This window comes from Vitreimonas flagellata (assembly GCF_004634425.1).
Lineage (GTDB): Bacteria > Pseudomonadota > Alphaproteobacteria > Caulobacterales > Aquidulcibacteraceae > Vitreimonas > Vitreimonas flagellata.
On the sequence record NZ_SBJL01000003.1, the window covers coordinates 228,233 to 245,073 of the forward strand.

Below are 16,841 nucleotides of genomic sequence, written 5' to 3' on the forward strand. Positions count from 1 at the left end.
CGCGAAGGCGGTTAAGGCGGTCTTTACCAGCCGGAGTCATCTCTGGGGTAGAGGCTCATGTCCCCATGGCTTTCGGAATGAACAAGCTCGCAAGCGGAACGACCCAGCTATTGCAACGGCTGGGGCTGTCGCGTCGCGACGTTTCCGATGCCGGATTGGCGGCTTTGGAACGACTCAGCGTCGAGCGGGACGCGCTGGCTGAGCGGCTGGCCGTGGCCGAAGCGTTGGCGGATCGCGATGCGCTGGCGCCGGTCTTTAACCGCCGCGCCTTCATGCGTGAACTGCACCGGACGATGTCGGAGGTGGAGCGCTACAAAACGCCGGCCGCAGTGATTTTCATCGATCTGGACGGCTTCAAGGCGCTCAACGATTCCTACGGCCACGCGGCGGGCGACGCTGTGCTGACGGCGGTTGGTCGCTTGTTGCTGGATTCCGTGCGCGAGAGCGACGTGGTAGGGCGCTTGGGCGGCGATGAATTCGGTGTGATCTTGAACCGCGCGAGCGCTGAAGAAGCGGCGGCGAAAGCAGCTGCGCTCAATCACAAGCTCAATGCAACGCCAGTCGTGTTCGCGGGCGTGAGCCATCGCGTGCGCGGCTCGTTTGGCGTGCATGCGATCGCGATGAGCGAAGATCCGGAAACCGCAATCGCGCGCGCGGACGAGGCGATGTACGCTGAGAAATACGCCCGCCGCGAACAAGCGCAGGCGTTCTCCGCGTTCTAAAGTCGCCAGCTCAACGCAAGTGCGCCGAAATCTTGGCGCGTCGGCTGCGTTTCAAATTCTTCGGTGCGCCAGACATAGGTGTACGAAAGACGCCAATCGCCGGCGCTGACGCTGAAGCCAGTTTGGAAATCGGCAACGAAAGGCGTGCGATCGACGGAGGCGCTGTCCTCGAACGTGTTCCCGTCCAGGAAGAGATTGTGCGCAACGGCGCGACCTTCAACGCCGGCGAAAAGCTGCCACGACAACGGGCCGCCGCTGAAATGCTCGACGCCGGAGAGCGACGGGCGCACGCGTGGCGGGCCGAAATCATTGTCGATGCGCCAGCCGACGCGCGCGGTAGCGCCAATGCGCGCTTCGGTGCGCAAGGTGCCGAGGGTGACGCCCGCGTTGGGGGTGAGGTCGAATTCGAGGCCGCCGGGCACATCGATAAAGGCGCGGAGTGCGCGCCAGCGACGGTCCAGCGAGAGGGCGAAGGCGAGCTCGTCGTGCAATTGGCTGTCCCAGCCTTGGGGATCGGGTGCGCCGAGAAATTCGTGGATGCCGCGTTGGGATTCTTCGCCCAACGCAGATGGGCCGACGATGCCGAGCTCGAGTTCGTATGTATCCATGTAGCGCGGCGCGCGGCCGTCATCGCGATCTTCGAGCGCGCCGACCATGATCTGCATATAGAGCCAACCCGCATAGGGGTGCTGATCGGCTGGCGCGGGCACGGCGTTGATGTCTTCGGGCGTAAAGATCGATTGGCCAATCGCTACGCCCCAGAAATCGGGATTCGAGCCGGAGAGCGCGCGCGTGAAACCGCCTGAGCCGCGCAGCCAATCGGGCACGCCTTCGCTCGGCGAGACGTACGCGATCTTGATGCCCGATGTGTAATTGCGATCGGCGCCGGAAGACAGCGAGTCATTCTCTACAACGATAGAGAGCACGCCTTTCTCTTCGGCAGGACGGTCTTCGGCGAACGCAAGATTTGGAATCGCACTGAGCAGTGCGGCGCCCGCCAGCCATTTCAGGCGATGATGTCGGGCGTCAGCCTGTCCTCGATCCATTGAATTTGGTCCTTCAACACCAATTTGCGTTTCTTCAGCCGCGCCAATTGCATCGGGTCGTTCGCGCCGCCCGTCTGCAGAGCAAAGATGGCGGAATCGAGCGCGCGATGTTCCTCGCGCAGTTCTAAAAGACGCGTCTTCAGCGCACGCTCCTCTGGCGTGGCCGAAATGTCGAAGCCGTTGCCGTCCTCGGCGTCCATGCGCTCGCTTCCGCTGGCGCGGCCCCCCACGGCCGCTTGGAACGCCGAGCTAAGCCATGCGAAGCGGGCGCTGTAAAGCGGTGCAGCGTAGCGACGGTTCCGCCCGCGATTCGTGCAGTCTGCGAATGATTAAATTTGTAATACGATGCGGGGAGACAACAGTCCGATTTGGCGCCATTCTCCCTGTGCACCTAACCAAAGGAGGCGCCTTCGATGGCTATCGAGCAGCGGCTACGCGAACTCGACGCCCGGCATCGGGATTTGGACCTAATCATTGAGAACGAGGCCAAAAGGCCTTCCGCGGATTTGACGCGGCTCTCGGCGATGAAGCGCCAAAAACTGAAGATCAAGGAAGAAATCGAAGATATACGATTGCGGCTCAGTATAAGTCACCACTGACCTCGTCTCGCGCGCCGAAGCGCGAAATTCTCAACTTCGGCGCGCCCTAGACGATCCTCTCGTATACGCCTCTCGTATACGTACTGGCACGCGCCGAAGCGCGCGCAATGCGCTCGCGCTATCGCGACGCGACGCTTGTCGCTTCGCCGTCCACGATCGGCAGGTGGCGGCCATATCCTTCTGCTTCCATGCGATCGCGCAGGATGAAGCGCATCGCACATGAATTGATGCAGAAGCGTTGACCGCCGCTGTCGCGCGGGCCGTCGTCGAAGACGTGGCCAAGATGGTGATTGCCTTCGCGCGAGCGCACTTCGATGCGGCGCATGCCCATCGTGTCGTCTTCGTGCAATGTGATGGCGTCCGGATTGAGCGGGCGCGTGAAGCTCGGCCAGCCGGAACCGCTGTCGTATTTGCTGGTGGAGGCGAACAAAGCCTCGCCGGTGCGCGCTTCGACGTAGATGCCGGTTTCGTGGTGATCCCAATATTCTTTGGCGAAGGCGCGCTCAGTGCCGCCGCGCTCCATGACCCAATCACGCAGGCGCTCCAGCGCATTGCGATCGCGCGGCTCTGCCTGGGCGGCGGGCGTGTTCGGGCGGGTCTGAGCGTAGGCGTACATGCCGGCGCTGCTGAGCGCGACGATGGCTGCTGTAAGGGCGGTGACGAGCTTGATTTTGGGCTCCTGGTGAACTGTCCCAAGCTGGTATGTCCCAGGCTTGGCGTTGGTTGCGCGAAACCAGAGCGGTATGCGCTACGTATGAGAGAGCATGATCCGTCGTTCACTTCTCGCCAGCCTTTTGTTCCTTATCGCTTGTGCGCCCGAGAGTGCGCCGGCGCAAACCCCGTCCAACCCGCCGCCAACGGGCCTGCAGGAGGCCGTGTTCGCCGGCGGCTGTTTCTGGTGCATGGAGCACGACATGGGCGCGATCCCTGGTGTGGTCGAAGTCATGAGCGGCTACACGGGCGGGCGCAACGCGAACCCGACCTACGAAAACCATCCCGGCCATTACGAAGCCGTGCGCGTGCGCTTCGATCCGAGCGTGATCACGTACGCTCAATTGTTGGAGCGCTATTGGCCGCTGGTCGATCCGACCGACGACGGCGGTCAATTCTGCGATCGCGGCTCAAGCTATCGCACGGCCATCTTCGTAACGCCGGCGCAGCGCGCTGAAGCGGAAGCGAGCAAAGCCGCGATCATCGCGAGCGGGCGCGTCAACGGGCAAGTGGTGACGCCGATCCTCAATCTCGGCCGCTTTACCGAAGCCGAAGAATATCATCGTGACTATGCGCGCCGAAACCCTGCGCGCTACGCCATGTATCGCGCCGGTTGCGGCCGCGACCGGATCTTGCGTCAAGTGTGGCGGCGTTAGAAGTCGAGACTGACGCCCGCTTGCCAGAGGCGCGGCGCGCCGGGGAGAATGCCGCGTGCGCGATCGACGATGTAGAGTTCGTCGGTCACGTTTTTCACGGTGACGAAGAACGTCGTGTCGCCGCCGCCCGGCGTGAAATTGGCGGCGAGGTTGAGGATGGTGGAGTCCTCGATCAGACCGCGCTGGCCATTGGCAATTGGGGCGACGGTGTTCAGATCGTCGGTGAACATCTCGCCCGTGTATTGCATTTCGGCTTGCAGGTTCAGCCATTCGCCGCGCGCATAGCCCACGGCAGCAGAGGCGATCCATTCTGGCGCGTAGGGCAGGCGATTGCCGCTGACAGAGACGCCGCCAAAGCCTGAAATGCTGGAAAAGCGCGTGCCGACATATTCCGCTTCGCCGACCCAGGTGAGCGCGGTGCGGAAATAGAGATCGTCGCTCTGCATCAGCCCCGCGTCGCGCAGCGAGTAGCGCAGATCAGCTTCAATGCCCGAATGCCGCGTTTTGCCGGCGCTGGTGAGCGTAGCGCCCACGCCGCCCGCGACAGACGCCGGCACAATCTGGTTTTCGAAATCCATCACGAAGGCGCCGACATCGATGTCGAACCCGGCGATCGGCGACCCGCGCAGGCCGAGTTCCCAATTGATGCTCTCTTCGGCGTCGAGATCGACCGTGCCGCCGGCATTGGTGACGATGTCTTCGATGCGCGGCGGCGAGAAGCCGCGATGCACGCCCGCATAGATCACCATGTCGTCGTTGAGATCGAACGTGGCGCCCAAGCCTGGGATCACTTCGGTGAGGTCGGTTGAAGCCTCAGCGTTGGTGAGCCGATTGGTGCGCTCGTACTCAATCGACTCCACGCGCACGCCCGGGCTGATGCTGAAGCGGCCGAAATCGAGATCGGCGTGCACGAAGGCGGAGAGCGCGTCGGCGGTGCGCAGATTGTTTTCGGCGATCACGCCCGGCGTGCGGCCGTTGGGCGTATCGGCGTTCACTTGCAGACGGCTCTGGCGTTCGGTGTGCCAGCGCGCGCCCGTCTCGATGCTGGCCTCTGCGCCGAGGAAGGCGGTTTCCCAGGCGAGGCGGCTTTCAAGCCCATATTGATGATATTCGCGCAGCCGGCCTTCGGCGCCGCACGTCGTGTTCAGATTGGCCATACCGCCACATGCGGGATCGCCTGAATCGCTGGGGCGTTGGCCAGAATTCGAAGATTGGCGCCACCAGTCGCGGTTGAAATAGAGCGAATAGGCGCTGGTGCGCAGCGTGAGCGACGGCGACATCTCCCAGGAATGCGTGAGCGCGCCCGTATAACGCTGCGTCTGGAAGCGATCGTTCGGAAACGGGTTGCCGTACGGATTGGCGTCGAACTCGGCTTGGGTGAGGCCCGAATAGGAAACCTGGCTGTTCTCGCGATTGATGGCGATGCGCGCGATCAATTCGTGACCGGGCGCCAGGGTGCGCTCGGCGCGCAGACTGTAGTCGGCGAACTCGAGCCCGTGATTGTCGCGCACGCCGTCGAACACCGTCGTGCTGGCGTGGCCGAGCAGGCGGAAGTCAGCAATCTCGCCGCCGAGCGACGCTGCGGCCTCGCCATAGCCATTGTCGCCGCCGGCCACGAACAGGCTGCCGCCAAACTCAGTCGGCGCGCTGGGCGAAATGTAATTGACGACGCCGCCAACCGTGTGCGGACCAAAGCGCACTTGGCTTGCGCCTTTCAGGATTTCGATGCGTTCGAAGCGGCGCAGCGGCGGATGCGAATAGGTGGCGTTGTCGCCATAGGGGCCGTAGGTGAGCGGCAGGCCGTCTTCGAGCAGCAGCACTTCGCTGGAGCGCGTCGGCGAAAGGCCGCGAATGCCGATATTGGGGCGCAGGCCCAAACCTTCTTCGTCGCGCGGATAAACGCCCGGTGTTTGGCGCAGCGCTTCGTTCACGCTGAACACGCGCGAACGCTCCAAATCCTCGGCCTCGATGGTCGCGCCGGAGCCGGGGATGTGCAGCAGGTTCGCGCGTTCGCCGATCACGACGATGTCGGCTTCGGCCAAGCGTGCGGGCTGATCGGCGTCCTGCGCCCAGGCGGGCGCTGCACTGAGCAGCGCCGCCAGAGCCGGCGCCAAAGCCCAGCACGTATTTCGATCATTTGCCATGAAAGCACCCCCGCGGCGGGGTTCTGTTGCCGCCCTCGTACGAGGTGCTAATGACACTGCGATTTATTCGCAAGACCGTGGATGTCGCAGGGTGCACAGACGCCCGCGCTTGCGGCGCGGGCGTCGCAGATCGCGGCGAAGTGTAGCGATGGTTCTAGCTCTCTTCGCTTTGTTCGTAGATTTCCGCCGGCACGGTTTCTTGCGCGGCCTTCAGCGTCTTGGCTTCAGCCTTCGCGGCGCGCGCATCGGCGCGGGCTTTGGCGGCGGCGGATTCCGCGACAACGGCGTCCAGTTCGATTTGGCTGCAGAGGCCGATCGTAACCGGATCGACCGGCTTGATCTGCGAGCTATTCCAGTGCGTGCGGTTGCGCACCTGCTCGATTGTGGCCTTCGTCGTGCCGATCAGCTTCACAACCTTGGCGTCCGGCACTTCCGGATGGTTCTTGATGAACCAGGCGATGGCGTCCGGGCGATCCTGGCGGCGGGCGATCGGCGTGTAGCGGGCGCCGCGCTTCTTCACGACCGGCAGATCAATGCGCTTTTGCTCAAGCGGCTTCAGCACGTAGGTTTCTTCCTTCTCGCCCTTGGCGATCTCTTCGCGCGAGAGAAAGCCGCCCGCGATCGGGTCAACGCCGCGGATGCCCTTAGCCACGTCCTCGTTGGCGATGCCTTGGACTTCGAGCGGATGCAGGCCGGTGAATTCGGCGATCTGCTTGAAGGCAAGCGAGGTGTTTTCGATCAGCCACACGGCGGTGGCCTTCGGCATCAGGACGTTCGAGGTCATGAGCGGGGCTCCAGATATGCAAAAGCGCCCGGCGTCGTCGCCAGGCGCTAGCCATCTGGTGCAACGGGCTGACGCATCCGGGCGCGGACGAAGTCAGTTGGCCGGGATATAGCGCCGGGGGAGCGCGAAGGGAAGCGGCCGTTGCGGCAAAAAACGTGGGGGCGCGGGCCGGGCCGCCGCACGCCCCCAACGCTGTAGTCCTAGAAGCGAATGCGCAGGCCCGCCTCAAGGATCGAGGCTGCGTTTTCAACGTCCAGGTTTGCGTCAAAGAGCGCGATTTCGGTTTCGACGTCCTCGGTCGCGCGATAGCGATACTGGGCGAAGAGCGCCATACGGTCGGACAGATCGAACGAGCCGCCCGCGATCACCTGATAGGCGAAGTGCGTGCTGTCATCATCAACGATGGTGACGCCCGATGGCGCGTAATCGACGTTGACGAAGCCCACGCCGACACCTGCGCCGACATAGGGCGTCACAGGACCGATCGCATTGAAGTCATAATAGCCGTTGAGCATCAAGAAGGTGGTGTCGACCGACCCGCGGCCGTCCGCCACCAAGTCAGCAACGGTTACGCCGAGGTTGGGAGAACCGGTGATGAGCACACCTGCGTCTTCCGCGCCAATCGCGCCGCCGCCAACTGCGACGTTGGTATGCGTATCGACGTCGTTGCTTTGATAAGCGAGTTCGACTTCGCCGCGGAAGGAGCCGAAGCTGCGCCCGAACGCGGCGCTGGCCGAGATGCCTTCGTCGAACTCCGTGGTCCATTCCACGCTCGTGCCCTCGGGCAGCACAGTGCCAGCGGGAATGGTCGTGCCTGCGCCAGTCGTGAAGTCACTGTTGAAGGCGCCGCTATTGTCGGAATCGTCGAGCCAAACGCCGCCAATGCTCAGGGAGCCATAATAATCTTGCGCGTAAGCGGGTGCAGCGCTGAGCGCGAGCACCATCGCCGCCGCGCTCAAGGATGAGCGTAGCATGAAGTAATCCCTCTCTTCTGAGGCGCGCTCTCGCGCGTCCATCGTGTTGCGAACGAGAGTGCTACGCGCGCTATTTCTAGTCGGATCAGCGCAAAACTATTGGCGCTCTGCGATCCTTTGCGTCCGCACATGGGACGGAGCGACGCAGCTAACGGCACGGTGCGTAGGCTTATGGCGTTTGGCGCTAATCCGATGCGCGGGCGCTGCGTATGCGACGGGCGTGCGCGATGTGTTCGTGAACGGCGAGCAAGTGTTGCGCGATGGCGAGCCTACGGGCGCTACGCCTGGGCGTGTCGTGTGCGGACCGGGTTGGACGGAACGGAACTGAGGCGTGCGCGTCGCATTTCTCTTTCGGAGAAATGTTCATGGCCGCACCACAACAACCGCAAACGTCCAAGGGCGCGAAGTCGGGCCTAAAGCCCGGCGACCGCGCATCGCCGCCGCAACAGAGTGGCGGCAAACGGCCTGTTGAAGAGGAAGACGTATTCGGGGGCGCGGAGCGCACACACAACGAGGACGTGACGTCGGAGAAGGCAAAGCCGTAATATTGGGCGATAGTTTGCGCTAGCCGAAGACGATCCGCGCATGAAGAAGAAAATTCACGGTGAGCGCGAATTTCTCTCTTGCCTAAACTTAAAGTGCCGCAATAGTTCCCTCGTTCTTTGGGGGAGCTTCAATGAAAAATGTTGTACTAGCGACGGCGCTGGCCGTCGCCGTGAGCGGCTGCGCCACGATCACGCGCGGCACCAATCAAGATTTCACGGTTGAATCGACGCCGTCGGGCGCGACCGTCTCGACGAGCAACGGATTCGAGTGCCCAGCGACGCCCTGCACCTTCCGCATGCCGCGCAAAGACGGCTTCACAGTGGACCTCACGCTCAACGGCTATCTGCCGGCGCGCGAAACCGTGACCAGCAATATGTCGAGCGGCGGTGCGGCCGGCATGGCCGGCAATGTGCTTGTCGGCGGCCTGATTGGCGTGGGCGTGGATGCGACAAGCGGCGCGCTCAACGATTTGTCGCCGAACCCGCTGCAGGTAACGCTCATCCCTGTGCCAGTGGAAGCGCCGGTAGCTGATGCAGTCGCCGCTGCGCCAGCCGATGCGGCGACAGCAACGCTGACGGCGGCGCCGGTCGAAGCCGCCGCCGCCGAGCCAGCGCCTGCTGCTGCGCCGACCACGCCATAATCCAACGGAGGAAACATATGCTGAAATTTTTGGCTCGTGCGGCCCTTGTCGCCTGTGCGTTGAGTGTGGCGGCGTGCGCCAGTGGCGCGCGTCCAGAAAATATCGCGGCGTCTGTGCAGCCTGCGGCGAGCTTCGACGCTTCGCATCAATTGCACGAGGCGCTTGCGGTGCGGAACGTACAGGGCGGTTCGGACACGAACCCGCTCTGGATGTCGAATATTTCCGACGAGCAATTCCGTGCTGGGCTCGAGCAATCGCTGCGTAATGCGGGGCTGTTGGCCGATAGTCCGGCGCTGGCGCGCTACGAGGTAGTCGCGAGCCTGCAAGATCTGCGTCGTCCGATGGCAGGGCTCGACATGACCGTGACAATGACGGTGCGCTATTCGCTGGTTCCGATCGGCGGCGGCGAACCGATCTTTGATGAGGTTGTGTCGGCGTCCGGTACGGGGCGCATGAGCGATGCGTTCGTTGGCGTGGAGCGCTTGCGCATCGCCAACGAAGCGGCGGCGCGTGAGAACATCTCCGAATTCTTGCGTCGTCTGCGTGATCGCGTGCCGGCGGCGACCGTCGCGCCGGTGTCGTAATTTTCGCTGAGAGAAACAACCAGGAAGCGCGGGTCCTCGGGCCCGCGCTTTTTGTTTGCACTCTACTCAGCCACCAAGATCACCTTGCCTGCATGCGCGCCGCTTTGCAGGCGTTCGTGGGCTTGTTCGGCTTGATCGAGCGGGAAGGTGCTGTCGATGATCGGTTTTACTTTGCCGGCTTCGATCCAAGGCCAGACGCAATTGTGCACATTGGCGGCGATGCGGGCTTTTTCTTCATTGCTGCGTGCGCGCAGCGTTGAGCCGGTGATGGTGATGCGCTTCAGCATGAGGCGCATCAGATTCACTTCCGCTGTTGGGCCTTTGAGGAAGGCGATCATCACGATGCGACCGTTATCCTTCATAATGTTGATGTTCTTCTGCACGTACGGCCCGCCGACCATATCGAGCACCACATCGGCGCCGCCAGCTTCGCGCACGATCTCTTCGAAATCCTCGGTGCGATAATTGATGCCGCGGTCGGCGCCGAGTTTTTCGCAGAGCGCGACCTTCTCGGCATCGCCTGCTGTTGCGAACACGCGCGCGCCGAAGGCTTTGGCCATTTGGATCGCCGTCGTGCCGATGCCGGAGGCGCCGCCGTGGACGAGCAAGGTCTCGCCCGGCTTCAGCGCGCCGCTCTCGAACACGTTTGCCCAGACGGTGAAGACGGTTTCGGGCAGGCCTGCGGCGTCGATCAGCGAGATACCCTTTGGCGCGGGCAGTACGGAGCCTTCGTGGGCGATCGCGTAGGTGGCGTAGCCGCCGCCGGGCAGCAGGGCGACGACGTGATCGCCTTCGCGCCAGCGGCCGACGTTCGCGCCCACGGCTTCGATTGTGCCGGACACTTCCAGGCCCAGCGTTTCAGGCGCACCTGGCGGCGGCGGATAGAGGCCGGCGCGTTGGACGAGGTCCGGGCGGTTCACGCCAGCGCCAGCGACGCGGATCAGCACCTCATGCGGACCAGGCTCAGGTCGCGCCACAACGGCGATATGAAGTGGCTGGTCCGAACCGTGGACGATCTTGCGCATGGGGCTTACTCCGCTGCCGGGCTCGGCATGCTTAAACCTCCCATCAATATAGGGTAAGTACGAGGCGAGGAGGTTTTGGCCATGCTCGACGACGATCCCTTCGCCCCGCCGCCCAAGAAGGCGCTCTCACTGGAAAGCCAGCTTGAGACCGCCTCGATCGGCGAGCTCGAGGCGCGTATCGAAAAGCTGAAGCTGGAGATTGGCGCGTGCGAGCAGGCGATCAAAGCCAAGCGTGCGCAACGCGAAGCTGCAGATTCCGTGTTCGGCGGGCGGCCCTCGTGATTAATCCGCGCGCCCACGGCCCGCGCCTTGCGAACCCAGCAGGGCTATGACTGAAACGAACCAGCCTTCCCCTTTGAAGGGACAAATCGACGCCCAACGTGTTGTCGATTTCGCCCGATCGGAACTTTTCGAGCGCACCTTCAAGGAAGGCATGGCCCTCGTTGAGGAAACCGCCGCCTATTTGGACGGCCCCGGTCGCGCGGCGTCCAAGCGTTTATCGCGCGCCGCCGCCTTGGCTTATGCCGGCGAGAGCATGCGCTTAACGACGCGGCTGATGCAGGTGGCGTCGTGGCTGCTCGTGCAGCGCGCGGTGCGTGATGGCGAAATTCAACTCGCGGAAGCCGCGAGCGAAAAATACCGCCTGATCTCACGCGACGCGCAGCCGTCGACGCCCTTTGCCGGCGGCGACGAATTGCCAGAAGCGCTGCGCACGTTGATTGGCCGGGGCGCGGCGATCTTCGAACGCGTGCGGCGCTTGGATGAGACGATGTATGAGGGCGGCGATTCAGAAATCGCCAATCCGGTGTCGGATCAGATGGCGAAATTGCATCAGGCGTTCGGGCGCTAACGCCCCCTCAGTCGCCTCGCGACAGCTCCCCCGTAAACCGGGGAGCAGAAGCCCCAAGAAACAAAAAGGGCGTCGGTTCTCACCGACGCCCTTCATTCTGTTGGCGAGGAGAAAGGCTTAGCCTTCCTTCTTCTTCATGAAACCGCCGAACTTGTCGTTGAAGCGCGAGACGCGGCCGGCGCGGTCGAGCATGGTTTGATTGCCGCCGGTCCAGGCCGGGTGCGACTTCGGATCGATGTCGAGCGCCAGCGTCGCGCCGTCTTGACCGTAGGTCGAACGGGTCTTGAAGGTCGAGCCGTCCGTCATCTGGACGGTGATGAAGTGGTACTTGGGGTGACCTTCGGCTTTCATGGCCCGGATTCCTGGTTCGCGATGCGCGGAAAATTGGAAGCGGGGCTGATAGCGGAAACCAGCCTGAGGTGCAAGCGATTGGGGGCGGATATGCCAGCCGGGTATTCAGGAACGCCTTTGGCCAAGAAATTGGGCTTTACCGAGGGCGGGCCGGTTTGGGCCAAGGGGATGCCGGAGAGCGTCCAGGCCGAGATCGAGGCTGCGGCCTGCCCGCGCTACCTCGCCAGGCCCGGCAAGGCGCTGCCGGCGGCGCACCTCTTCCATACGAGCGCCGCCAAGCTCACGGCCGATCTGACCAAGCTGCGGCCGCTATTGGCCGCGGATGGAATGATCTGGGTGTCCTGGCCCATCTGTGGACGCCCCCTAAAGCGCAAGAGGAATCTTTGGAGAAACTGACGCGCGTAGTCGGGGTGCAGCCATCTGTCCGGCCTCTAATGCGACCGTCAGCGCCGCGGGCCCGTATGGGAGTACAAAGATCAGGTCCACATCAAATAGCGTGCTGTTGCGCACGTTGGGCCAGACTGGTTTTCCTGATCTCGTCTCATCGACTGTTGCGCCATATTCTCCTTTGACCACCTCTACGCCTCAACGGCCTCGCGGTTCGCGCATGAGCCTTACGCCGCTGCGCTCGCCGGAGCTCGATAATCCTCGCCTTTGATCAAGAGCGCCCACACGATGCGCGCCATCTTGTTGGCCAGGGCCACAATCACCAGCATGCGCGGCTTCCGCGCCAGCAGCCGTGCTAGCCAAGATGTTGGCGCCAAGCCTGCGCGCGTGGCGTGATGAATGGCGGACGCTGCGCCTATGACGAGCAGACGACGAATGGTTCGCTCACCCATCTTCGATGTAGCGCCGAGTTTTTGCTTGCCGCCGGTTGATTTCTGCAAAGGCGTCAAGCCTACCCATGCCGCGAAGTCTCGACCTTTGCGAAACGTCGTTGCTGGCGGCGCCAGTGCTGCGATTGCAGTCGCGGTGATGGCGCCTACGCCTGGAACTGTCATGAGGCGGCGCGCGACTTCATCTTCTCTGGTGCGGCGCGCGATTTCTTTGTCGAGCTGGGCAATCTTCTCATTCAGCGCCTGCGCGGTCTGCGTGAGTAGCGAGAGGATCGAGCGAACCTCTTGAGGAAGCGAGGTTGCCGGATCCTCGAGCTGCGTCGCCAGTCTTAGAAAATGTCCCGCGCCTTGAGGCGCGACCAAGCCGTACTCGGCGAGGTGACCGCGCACGGCGTTAGTGATCTGTGTGCGTTGACGCACCAAGATATCGCGCGTCCGGAAAACAAGACCGTTCGCTTGCGCGGTTTCGCTTTTAGCAGCCACAAATCGCATAGTGGGGCGCGTGGCTGCCTCGCAAATCGCCTCGGCGTCGGCGGCGTCGTTCTTTTGCCGCTTCACGAATGGTTTGACGTACTTGGGCGCGATCAGTTTGACTTCATGGCCGAACCTGGCGATCTCGCGCGCCCAATAGTGTGCCCCGCCACACGCTTCCATCACCACTTTGCAAGCCGGCTGTGAGGCGAAGAATTCCAACAACTTGGCGCGAGAAATCTTTTTGCGAAACACGACCGCGCCGTTCGCATCGGCGCCGTGCGCTTGAAAAACAGACTTGGCGATATCTAGGCCGATGATGCTAACATTCTCCACGGACGCCTCCCTTAAGTGGTGCGGTAACACCTCCACTTTGGCACATTGATGCCGTTGGGGGGCGTCCACCCCATCAAGAAGGCCGCGAAGGTGGCGACCGACATCACCGAGGATGTCATCCGCAAAGTGGCGCTGCCGATGGGCTATGTGGACGTGAAGGTCTGTGCGGTAGATGAAGTTTGGTCTGGGTTGAAGCTGGTGATCCGGAAATCGGAGCGTTAGGCCACGCTCTCGCCGGGCGCGGGTTTTGGCGGCGCTCTCACCAGGGGCGGCTCCGGCGCCAAACGCAGCAGGAAAGGGTTCAGCGCAATCGAGATCATCGCGGCGGCGAGGATGAGATTGTGCGTCTCCATCGACATGACGTTGAGCTGCAACCCAAGTGCTGCCAGCACGAATGAGAATTCACCGATTTGCGCGAGGCCAAGCGCGAGCACGACGCTGGCGTGCGGCGGTTGCTTCATGGCGCGCATCAGCAAATAGGCAAGCCCAGCTTTGCCGAAGATCACGACTGAGACGATGGTCGCCACCATCAAGGGCTGGCGCAGCAAGACGCCCGGATCAAACAACATGCCGACAGCGACGAAGAAGAGCACGGCGAAGGTGTCGCGCAGCGGCAGCGAATCCTCGGCCACCTTGTGGCTGAATTTGGAGCCGTTGAGCGCAAGCCCACCTAGGAACGCGCCGAGTGCGAAGCTGGCGTCGAACCAATAATAGGCTGCCCAGGCCACACCCAGCGCCAAAGCCAAGGTGCCGAGCGAGAGAAGCTCGCGCGATTTTGTGTGCGCGATCTGGATGATGAGCCACGGAAACACCCGCGCGCCGACAACCATGATCAAAGCGATAAAGCCCACGATCTTGGCGAAGGTGACGCCCAGAGCGCCAGCGATGCGCCAAGGCGAGATGTTCGCGTCCTCGGCCGAAAGGCTCCAGACAAGCGCCGGCAGCACAACGATGCTGAGTACGATCAGCAGATCTTCGATCAGCAGCCAGGACACGCCAATGCGACCGGCTTCCGTCTTCATCAGCTTCCGATCCTCTAGCGCGCGCAGAAACACGATCGTGCTGGCGACTGAAACGGAGGCGCCCAGGATCGCGCTCTCCAGGAAGGGTAGGCCAAGCACGAGGCCGACGAGGCAGCCCAGGCCGCCCGAAAGCAGCGTGTGAAAGATCGAGCCGGGGACCGCGATCCAGCGCACCGACCAGATGTCGTCGACCGAGATCTTAAGGCCAACGCCGAACATCAGCAGGATGACGCCGATCTCGGAGAGTTGAAGCGCCAGCTCCACGTCGGCGATAAAGCCCGGTGAATAGGGGCCGACAGCGACGCCCGCGAGCAAATAGCCGACGATCGGCGAAAGCCGCAGGCGCTGGGCGATAAAGCCGAAGACGAACGCAAGCACGATCGCGCCGACGAGGGTCGAGATCAGTGCGTACTTGTCTTCCATAGATTGCTCCGGCGCCGGTTCCATAACGCATGCGGCGCACGTGCTTCGCAAGGGAGGCGCGGTGCTTTTGGAGCGCGCGTCTTCAGACGCGCGTGGTTTGGGCGCCGCTGACGCGGGTCTGAAGACCCGCGCTCCGGAATCTCGTCGCGACAGCAGGAACAAGTTTTGGTCGCATTTGTTGATGCGCTGAGCGGATGGATCTTCAAGCAGGGCTAACCCTGATGGCGTATGACGCAGTGCTGACGGCTAATCAGGCGACCGCTATCGTCGCGGAGCCGCGCGATTATTTCCTCCGCTCCGAACGCCTCGTGCTGCTGACGGGCGCGGTCGCGATCGGCGCGCTCATGGGATTTGCCGCCACCATCATGACCGGGCGCACCGACCCGTGGGTGGTGATCGCGACAGCGGCGGTGGCGATCACGTTTGCGCTCTATCTGACATCTTTGACTTTGGTGGATGCCCTGCGTCGGGACGCACGGGGCTGCGCCATTGCGGCGGGCCTGCATTGCGCGGCTCTGCTGTCGTGGCCGATGACGAGTCTGCTCGTGCCGTTGAGTGAGGCGATCTATTGGATCGCGCCGGTCGCGGCGCTTTCGAGCTTGGTGCTGTTTGCGTCGTGCTGGGGCGGCTCAGCGCGCGCTGTGTATCGCATGACGGCTCAGGGTGCGCTGGTGGCCGCACTTGCGGCGCATCAGGGTGCGCTGCTGATTATGGCTGGGTAAGTTCCGCGAGGCCGACGCGCTTAACAGCTTCAGCTTGGCGCTGCGCAAGGGTTTCAGTCGTAAAGCCTTCGACGCTGTCGCTAAACACCTGTGCGAAGTTCAATTCCGCGCGCAGGTGCAAGAAAGCTGCACCCAGGCCGATAGCGGCGCGGTCCATGAACACGAACTCGCGTGGGATCAGCACGGGGCCGAGCGTCTTCAAGCGCTTGCGCACCTCCATCGCTTCGCGGCGGCCGTACTCGGCGGGCGGCACGTTGTCTGCGATGGTGCGAACGCGATCGTCGAGCATCGGGCCATAGATGAAGCGCGCCCACATGGTCAGCGCTTCGATCAGTTCGGCATTGAGGTTCTTGAACCCCCACACTTCATAGGCATGCGCGACTTGATCCATGTCGCCGGCGCGCAGGCCGCGATAGAGGCCGACGACGCCGTCGAGGAAACGCGGCGGAAATATACGCACGCAGCCGAAATCCAAGAGGTGCAGGCGCTCGGCGTTCTCCGTGAGCGCGTAATTGCCGAGATGGGGATCGCCATGGATCACGCCATAATGCGTCATCGGCCCCCACCACGCTTTGAAGAGGAGTTCGGCGATGCGGTTGCGGGTGTCCTGTGGCTCATCGAGCCAGTGCATCAGGCCGCGGCCTTCGAGCCAGGTCATGGTGAGCAGGCGCTTGCTGGACAGTTCTTCAAGCGGTTCGGGGGTTTTGATACGCGGATCGTCGGCGAAGATATCCGCGAACAGCCGCATGTGCTTCAACTCGCGTTCGTAATCGAGCTCTTCGCGCAAACGGTCGCCGACTTCGAGGATGGCTTCCGATGAATCGATCGAGCCATCCATGCTCTTGAAGAGGGCGAGCAGCGTTTTGAGTTGGCCGAGATCGGCTTCGACGGCGCTGGCCATGTCCGGATATTGCAGCTTGCAGGCAAGCGCACGGCCGTCATGTGCTGTGGCGCGATGCACTTGGCCGAGCGAGGCGGCGGCGGCGGCTTCGCGATCGAAGCTTGCGAATTGGCTTTCCCAAGTCTCACCAAGCTCGGCGCGCATGCGCCGCTGCACGAACGGCCAGCCCATCGCCGGCGCGTGGGCTTGGAGTTTGCGGAATTCTTCGGCGTACGCTTGCGGCAAGAGATCGGGGATCGTTGAAAGCAGCTGCGCCACTTTCATCAGCGGGCCTTTGGAGCGGCCGAGCGCTTGGCGCACCGCGCGCGCCAAAGCTTGTTGATCCGCGCCCATCATCCTTGCGCCCACCGCGCCAGAAATATTCGCGCCTACACGCGCCACACGGCCGATGCGTGCGGTGATGCGGTTACGTTCTGGGTCGATTTTGTCGGTCATGCAGAGGCGATCGTGGTAAACACGCTGTTTAGATAGTGCCTGAAAGAGCTTAGGAAAATCGTA

The 16,841-nt window shown here is 62.7% G+C and carries 21 protein-coding genes and 1 pseudogene; 11 read left to right on the forward strand and 11 right to left on the reverse strand.

What is annotated here, in order from left to right:
• Positions 1 to 77 precede the first annotated feature (77 nt).
• Positions 78 to 722 carry a GGDEF domain-containing protein gene (locus tag EPJ54_RS13945; RefSeq protein WP_135212351.1) on the forward strand — a complete coding sequence of 215 codons (645 nt, stop codon included), beginning with the start codon at positions 78 to 80 and terminating at the stop codon, positions 720 to 722.
• Here the strand turns inward: EPJ54_RS13945 and EPJ54_RS13950 are convergent.
• Both EPJ54_RS13950 and EPJ54_RS13955 read right to left on the reverse strand, forming a co-directional pair.
• On the reverse strand, positions 719 to 1,768 hold the full coding sequence (locus EPJ54_RS13950; RefSeq protein WP_135212352.1) for a lipid A deacylase LpxR family protein: 1,050 nt from the start codon (positions 1,766 to 1,768) through the stop codon (positions 719 to 721). The two genes, EPJ54_RS13945 and EPJ54_RS13950, sit on opposite strands and share 4 nt — an antisense overlap.
• Entirely contained in the window at positions 1,729 to 1,968 is a 240-nt protein-coding gene (locus EPJ54_RS13955; protein ID WP_135212353.1) for a YdcH family protein, read from the reverse strand. Before EPJ54_RS13955 ends, EPJ54_RS13950 begins: the two co-directional genes overlap by 40 nt.
• Before the next feature lie 213 nt (positions 1,969 to 2,181).
• Between EPJ54_RS13955 and EPJ54_RS13960 the strand changes: the two genes are divergently transcribed.
• Complete coding sequence (locus EPJ54_RS13960) at positions 2,182 to 2,367, forward strand: YdcH family protein (protein WP_135212354.1); 186 nt, start codon at positions 2,182 to 2,184, stop codon at positions 2,365 to 2,367.
• 118 nt (positions 2,368 to 2,485) lie between these two features.
• Here the strand turns inward: EPJ54_RS13960 and msrB are convergent, their stop codons facing one another.
• On the reverse strand, positions 2,486 to 2,983 hold the full coding sequence (msrB, locus tag EPJ54_RS13965; RefSeq protein ID WP_135212355.1) for a peptide-methionine (R)-S-oxide reductase MsrB: 498 nt from the start codon (positions 2,981 to 2,983) through the stop codon (positions 2,486 to 2,488).
• Positions 2,984 to 3,131: 148 nt separating this feature from the next.
• Between msrB and msrA the strand changes: the two genes are divergently transcribed.
• Positions 3,132 to 3,734 (forward strand): peptide-methionine (S)-S-oxide reductase MsrA, encoded by a 603-nt coding sequence (gene msrA / locus EPJ54_RS13970; protein ID WP_135212356.1) that lies wholly within the window; start codon positions 3,132 to 3,134, stop codon positions 3,732 to 3,734.
• On the opposite strand, the gene EPJ54_RS13975 is transcribed toward msrA, so the two are convergent.
• The 3 genes from EPJ54_RS13975 to EPJ54_RS13985 form a co-directional block, all read right to left on the reverse strand.
• Positions 3,731 to 5,878 carry a TonB-dependent receptor family protein gene (locus EPJ54_RS13975; RefSeq protein WP_135212357.1) on the reverse strand — a complete coding sequence of 716 codons (2,148 nt, stop codon included), beginning with the start codon at positions 5,876 to 5,878 and terminating at the stop codon, positions 3,731 to 3,733. The two genes, msrA and EPJ54_RS13975, sit on opposite strands and share 4 nt — an antisense overlap.
• A gap of 154 nt (positions 5,879 to 6,032) precedes the next feature.
• A complete protein-coding gene (locus EPJ54_RS13980) occupies positions 6,033 to 6,662 on the reverse strand; it encodes a cell cycle transcriptional regulator TrcR (RefSeq protein WP_239590935.1) in 630 nt (209 codons plus the stop codon).
• Between the two features lie 200 nt (positions 6,663 to 6,862).
• Complete coding sequence (locus EPJ54_RS13985) at positions 6,863 to 7,636, reverse strand: outer membrane protein (RefSeq protein ID WP_167755732.1); 774 nt, start codon at positions 7,634 to 7,636, stop codon at positions 6,863 to 6,865.
• Positions 7,637 to 8,001: 365 nt separating this feature from the next.
• Here EPJ54_RS13985 and EPJ54_RS13990 point away from each other — a divergent pair, with 365 nt between their 5' ends.
• From EPJ54_RS13990 to EPJ54_RS14000, 3 genes are all read left to right on the forward strand, one after another.
• Positions 8,002 to 8,181, forward strand: coding sequence for a hypothetical protein (locus EPJ54_RS13990; protein WP_135212359.1), 180 nt, complete (start codon positions 8,002 to 8,004; stop codon positions 8,179 to 8,181).
• A 131-nt stretch (positions 8,182 to 8,312) separates the two neighbouring features.
• Entirely contained in the window at positions 8,313 to 8,822 is a 510-nt protein-coding gene (locus EPJ54_RS13995; protein WP_135212360.1) for a PEGA domain-containing protein, read from the forward strand.
• 17 nt (positions 8,823 to 8,839) lie between these two features.
• A complete protein-coding gene (locus EPJ54_RS14000) occupies positions 8,840 to 9,406 on the forward strand; it encodes a hypothetical protein (protein ID WP_135212361.1) in 567 nt (188 codons plus the stop codon).
• Positions 9,407 to 9,468: 62 nt separating this feature from the next.
• Here the strand turns inward: EPJ54_RS14000 and EPJ54_RS14005 are convergent, their stop codons facing one another.
• Positions 9,469 to 10,431, reverse strand: coding sequence for an NAD(P)H-quinone oxidoreductase (locus EPJ54_RS14005; RefSeq protein WP_135212362.1), 963 nt, complete (start codon positions 10,429 to 10,431; stop codon positions 9,469 to 9,471).
• A gap of 81 nt (positions 10,432 to 10,512) precedes the next feature.
• Here EPJ54_RS14005 and EPJ54_RS14010 point away from each other — a divergent pair, with 81 nt between their 5' ends.
• Both EPJ54_RS14010 and rcdA read left to right on the forward strand, forming a co-directional pair.
• The gene (locus EPJ54_RS14010; protein WP_135212363.1) at positions 10,513 to 10,713 is read left to right on the forward strand and encodes a DUF1192 domain-containing protein; all 201 of its coding nucleotides are present in this window, start codon (positions 10,513 to 10,515) and stop codon (positions 10,711 to 10,713) included.
• A 46-nt stretch (positions 10,714 to 10,759) separates the two neighbouring features.
• Entirely contained in the window at positions 10,760 to 11,281 is a 522-nt protein-coding gene (gene rcdA / locus EPJ54_RS14015; RefSeq protein ID WP_135212364.1) for a protease adaptor protein RcdA, read from the forward strand.
• A 117-nt stretch (positions 11,282 to 11,398) separates the two neighbouring features.
• Here the strand turns inward: rcdA and rpmE are convergent, their stop codons facing one another.
• On the reverse strand, positions 11,399 to 11,632 hold the full coding sequence (gene rpmE / locus EPJ54_RS14020) for a 50S ribosomal protein L31 (RefSeq protein ID WP_135212365.1): 234 nt from the start codon (positions 11,630 to 11,632) through the stop codon (positions 11,399 to 11,401).
• Positions 11,633 to 11,722: 90 nt separating this feature from the next.
• On the opposite strand from rpmE, the gene EPJ54_RS14025 reads away from it, so the two are divergent.
• Positions 11,723 to 12,028: a hypothetical protein gene (locus EPJ54_RS14025; RefSeq protein WP_167755733.1), complete on the forward strand. Its 306-nt coding sequence runs from the start codon at positions 11,723 to 11,725 to the stop codon at positions 12,026 to 12,028.
• Between the two features lie 218 nt (positions 12,029 to 12,246).
• Here the strand turns inward: EPJ54_RS14025 and EPJ54_RS14030 are convergent, their stop codons facing one another.
• Positions 12,247 to 13,275, reverse strand: a complete 1,029-nt coding sequence (locus EPJ54_RS14030) for an IS110 family RNA-guided transposase (protein WP_135212367.1) — start codon at positions 13,273 to 13,275, stop codon at positions 12,247 to 12,249.
• Positions 13,276 to 13,350: 75 nt separating this feature from the next.
• Here EPJ54_RS14030 and EPJ54_RS14035 point away from each other — a divergent pair.
• A pseudogene (locus EPJ54_RS14035) lies at positions 13,351 to 13,497 on the forward strand (DUF3052 domain-containing protein); the annotation flags it as partial.
• On the opposite strand, the gene EPJ54_RS14040 reads toward EPJ54_RS14035, so the two are convergent.
• Positions 13,494 to 14,720 (reverse strand): cation:proton antiporter, encoded by a 1,227-nt coding sequence (locus EPJ54_RS14040; RefSeq protein WP_135212368.1) that lies wholly within the window; start codon positions 14,718 to 14,720, stop codon positions 13,494 to 13,496. The pseudogene EPJ54_RS14035 and the gene EPJ54_RS14040 sit on opposite strands and share 4 nt — an antisense overlap.
• A gap of 194 nt (positions 14,721 to 14,914) precedes the next feature.
• Here EPJ54_RS14040 and EPJ54_RS14045 point away from each other — a divergent pair, with 194 nt between their 5' ends.
• Positions 14,915 to 15,442: a hypothetical protein gene (locus tag EPJ54_RS14045; RefSeq protein WP_167755734.1), complete on the forward strand. Its 528-nt coding sequence runs from the start codon at positions 14,915 to 14,917 to the stop codon at positions 15,440 to 15,442.
• Here EPJ54_RS14045 and EPJ54_RS14050 read toward each other — a convergent pair.
• A complete protein-coding gene (locus EPJ54_RS14050) occupies positions 15,429 to 16,778 on the reverse strand; it encodes an ABC1 kinase family protein (protein ID WP_135212370.1) in 1,350 nt (449 codons plus the stop codon). The two genes, EPJ54_RS14045 and EPJ54_RS14050, sit on opposite strands and share 14 nt — an antisense overlap.
• Positions 16,779 to 16,841: the final 63 nt, after the last annotated feature.

Excerpts from the sequence above, each read along its gene's own strand:
- EPJ54_RS13945 (WP_135212351.1), top strand. The coding sequence starts at position 78 with ATGAACAAGCTCGCAAGCGGAACGACCCAGCTATTGCAACGGCTGGGG.
- EPJ54_RS13950 (WP_135212352.1), bottom strand. The coding sequence starts at position 1,768 with ATGGATCGAGGACAGGCTGACGCCCGACATCATCGCCTGAAATGGCTG.
- EPJ54_RS13955 (WP_135212353.1), bottom strand. The coding sequence starts at position 1,968 with ATGGACGCCGAGGACGGCAACGGCTTCGACATTTCGGCCACGCCAGAG.
- EPJ54_RS13960 (WP_135212354.1), top strand. The coding sequence starts at position 2,182 with ATGGCTATCGAGCAGCGGCTACGCGAACTCGACGCCCGGCATCGGGAT.
- msrB (WP_135212355.1), bottom strand. The coding sequence starts at position 2,983 with ATGTACGCCTACGCTCAGACCCGCCCGAACACGCCCGCCGCCCAGGCA.
- msrA (WP_135212356.1), top strand. The coding sequence starts at position 3,132 with ATGATCCGTCGTTCACTTCTCGCCAGCCTTTTGTTCCTTATCGCTTGT.
- EPJ54_RS13975 (WP_135212357.1), bottom strand. The coding sequence starts at position 5,878 with ATGGCAAATGATCGAAATACGTGCTGGGCTTTGGCGCCGGCTCTGGCG.
- EPJ54_RS13980 (WP_239590935.1), bottom strand. The coding sequence starts at position 6,662 with ATGACCTCGAACGTCCTGATGCCGAAGGCCACCGCCGTGTGGCTGATC.
- EPJ54_RS13985 (WP_167755732.1), bottom strand. The coding sequence starts at position 7,636 with ATGCTACGCTCATCCTTGAGCGCGGCGGCGATGGTGCTCGCGCTCAGC.
- EPJ54_RS13990 (WP_135212359.1), top strand. The coding sequence starts at position 8,002 with ATGGCCGCACCACAACAACCGCAAACGTCCAAGGGCGCGAAGTCGGGC.
- EPJ54_RS13995 (WP_135212360.1), top strand. The coding sequence starts at position 8,313 with ATGAAAAATGTTGTACTAGCGACGGCGCTGGCCGTCGCCGTGAGCGGC.
- EPJ54_RS14000 (WP_135212361.1), top strand. The coding sequence starts at position 8,840 with ATGCTGAAATTTTTGGCTCGTGCGGCCCTTGTCGCCTGTGCGTTGAGT.
- EPJ54_RS14005 (WP_135212362.1), bottom strand. The coding sequence starts at position 10,431 with ATGCGCAAGATCGTCCACGGTTCGGACCAGCCACTTCATATCGCCGTT.
- EPJ54_RS14010 (WP_135212363.1), top strand. The coding sequence starts at position 10,513 with ATGCTCGACGACGATCCCTTCGCCCCGCCGCCCAAGAAGGCGCTCTCA.
- rcdA (WP_135212364.1), top strand. The coding sequence starts at position 10,760 with ATGACTGAAACGAACCAGCCTTCCCCTTTGAAGGGACAAATCGACGCC.
- rpmE (WP_135212365.1), bottom strand. The coding sequence starts at position 11,632 with ATGAAAGCCGAAGGTCACCCCAAGTACCACTTCATCACCGTCCAGATG.
- EPJ54_RS14025 (WP_167755733.1), top strand. The coding sequence starts at position 11,723 with ATGCCAGCCGGGTATTCAGGAACGCCTTTGGCCAAGAAATTGGGCTTT.
- EPJ54_RS14040 (WP_135212368.1), bottom strand. The coding sequence starts at position 14,720 with ATGGAAGACAAGTACGCACTGATCTCGACCCTCGTCGGCGCGATCGTG.
- EPJ54_RS14045 (WP_167755734.1), top strand. The coding sequence starts at position 14,915 with ATGGATCTTCAAGCAGGGCTAACCCTGATGGCGTATGACGCAGTGCTG.
- EPJ54_RS14050 (WP_135212370.1), bottom strand. The coding sequence starts at position 16,778 with ATGACCGACAAAATCGACCCAGAACGTAACCGCATCACCGCACGCATC.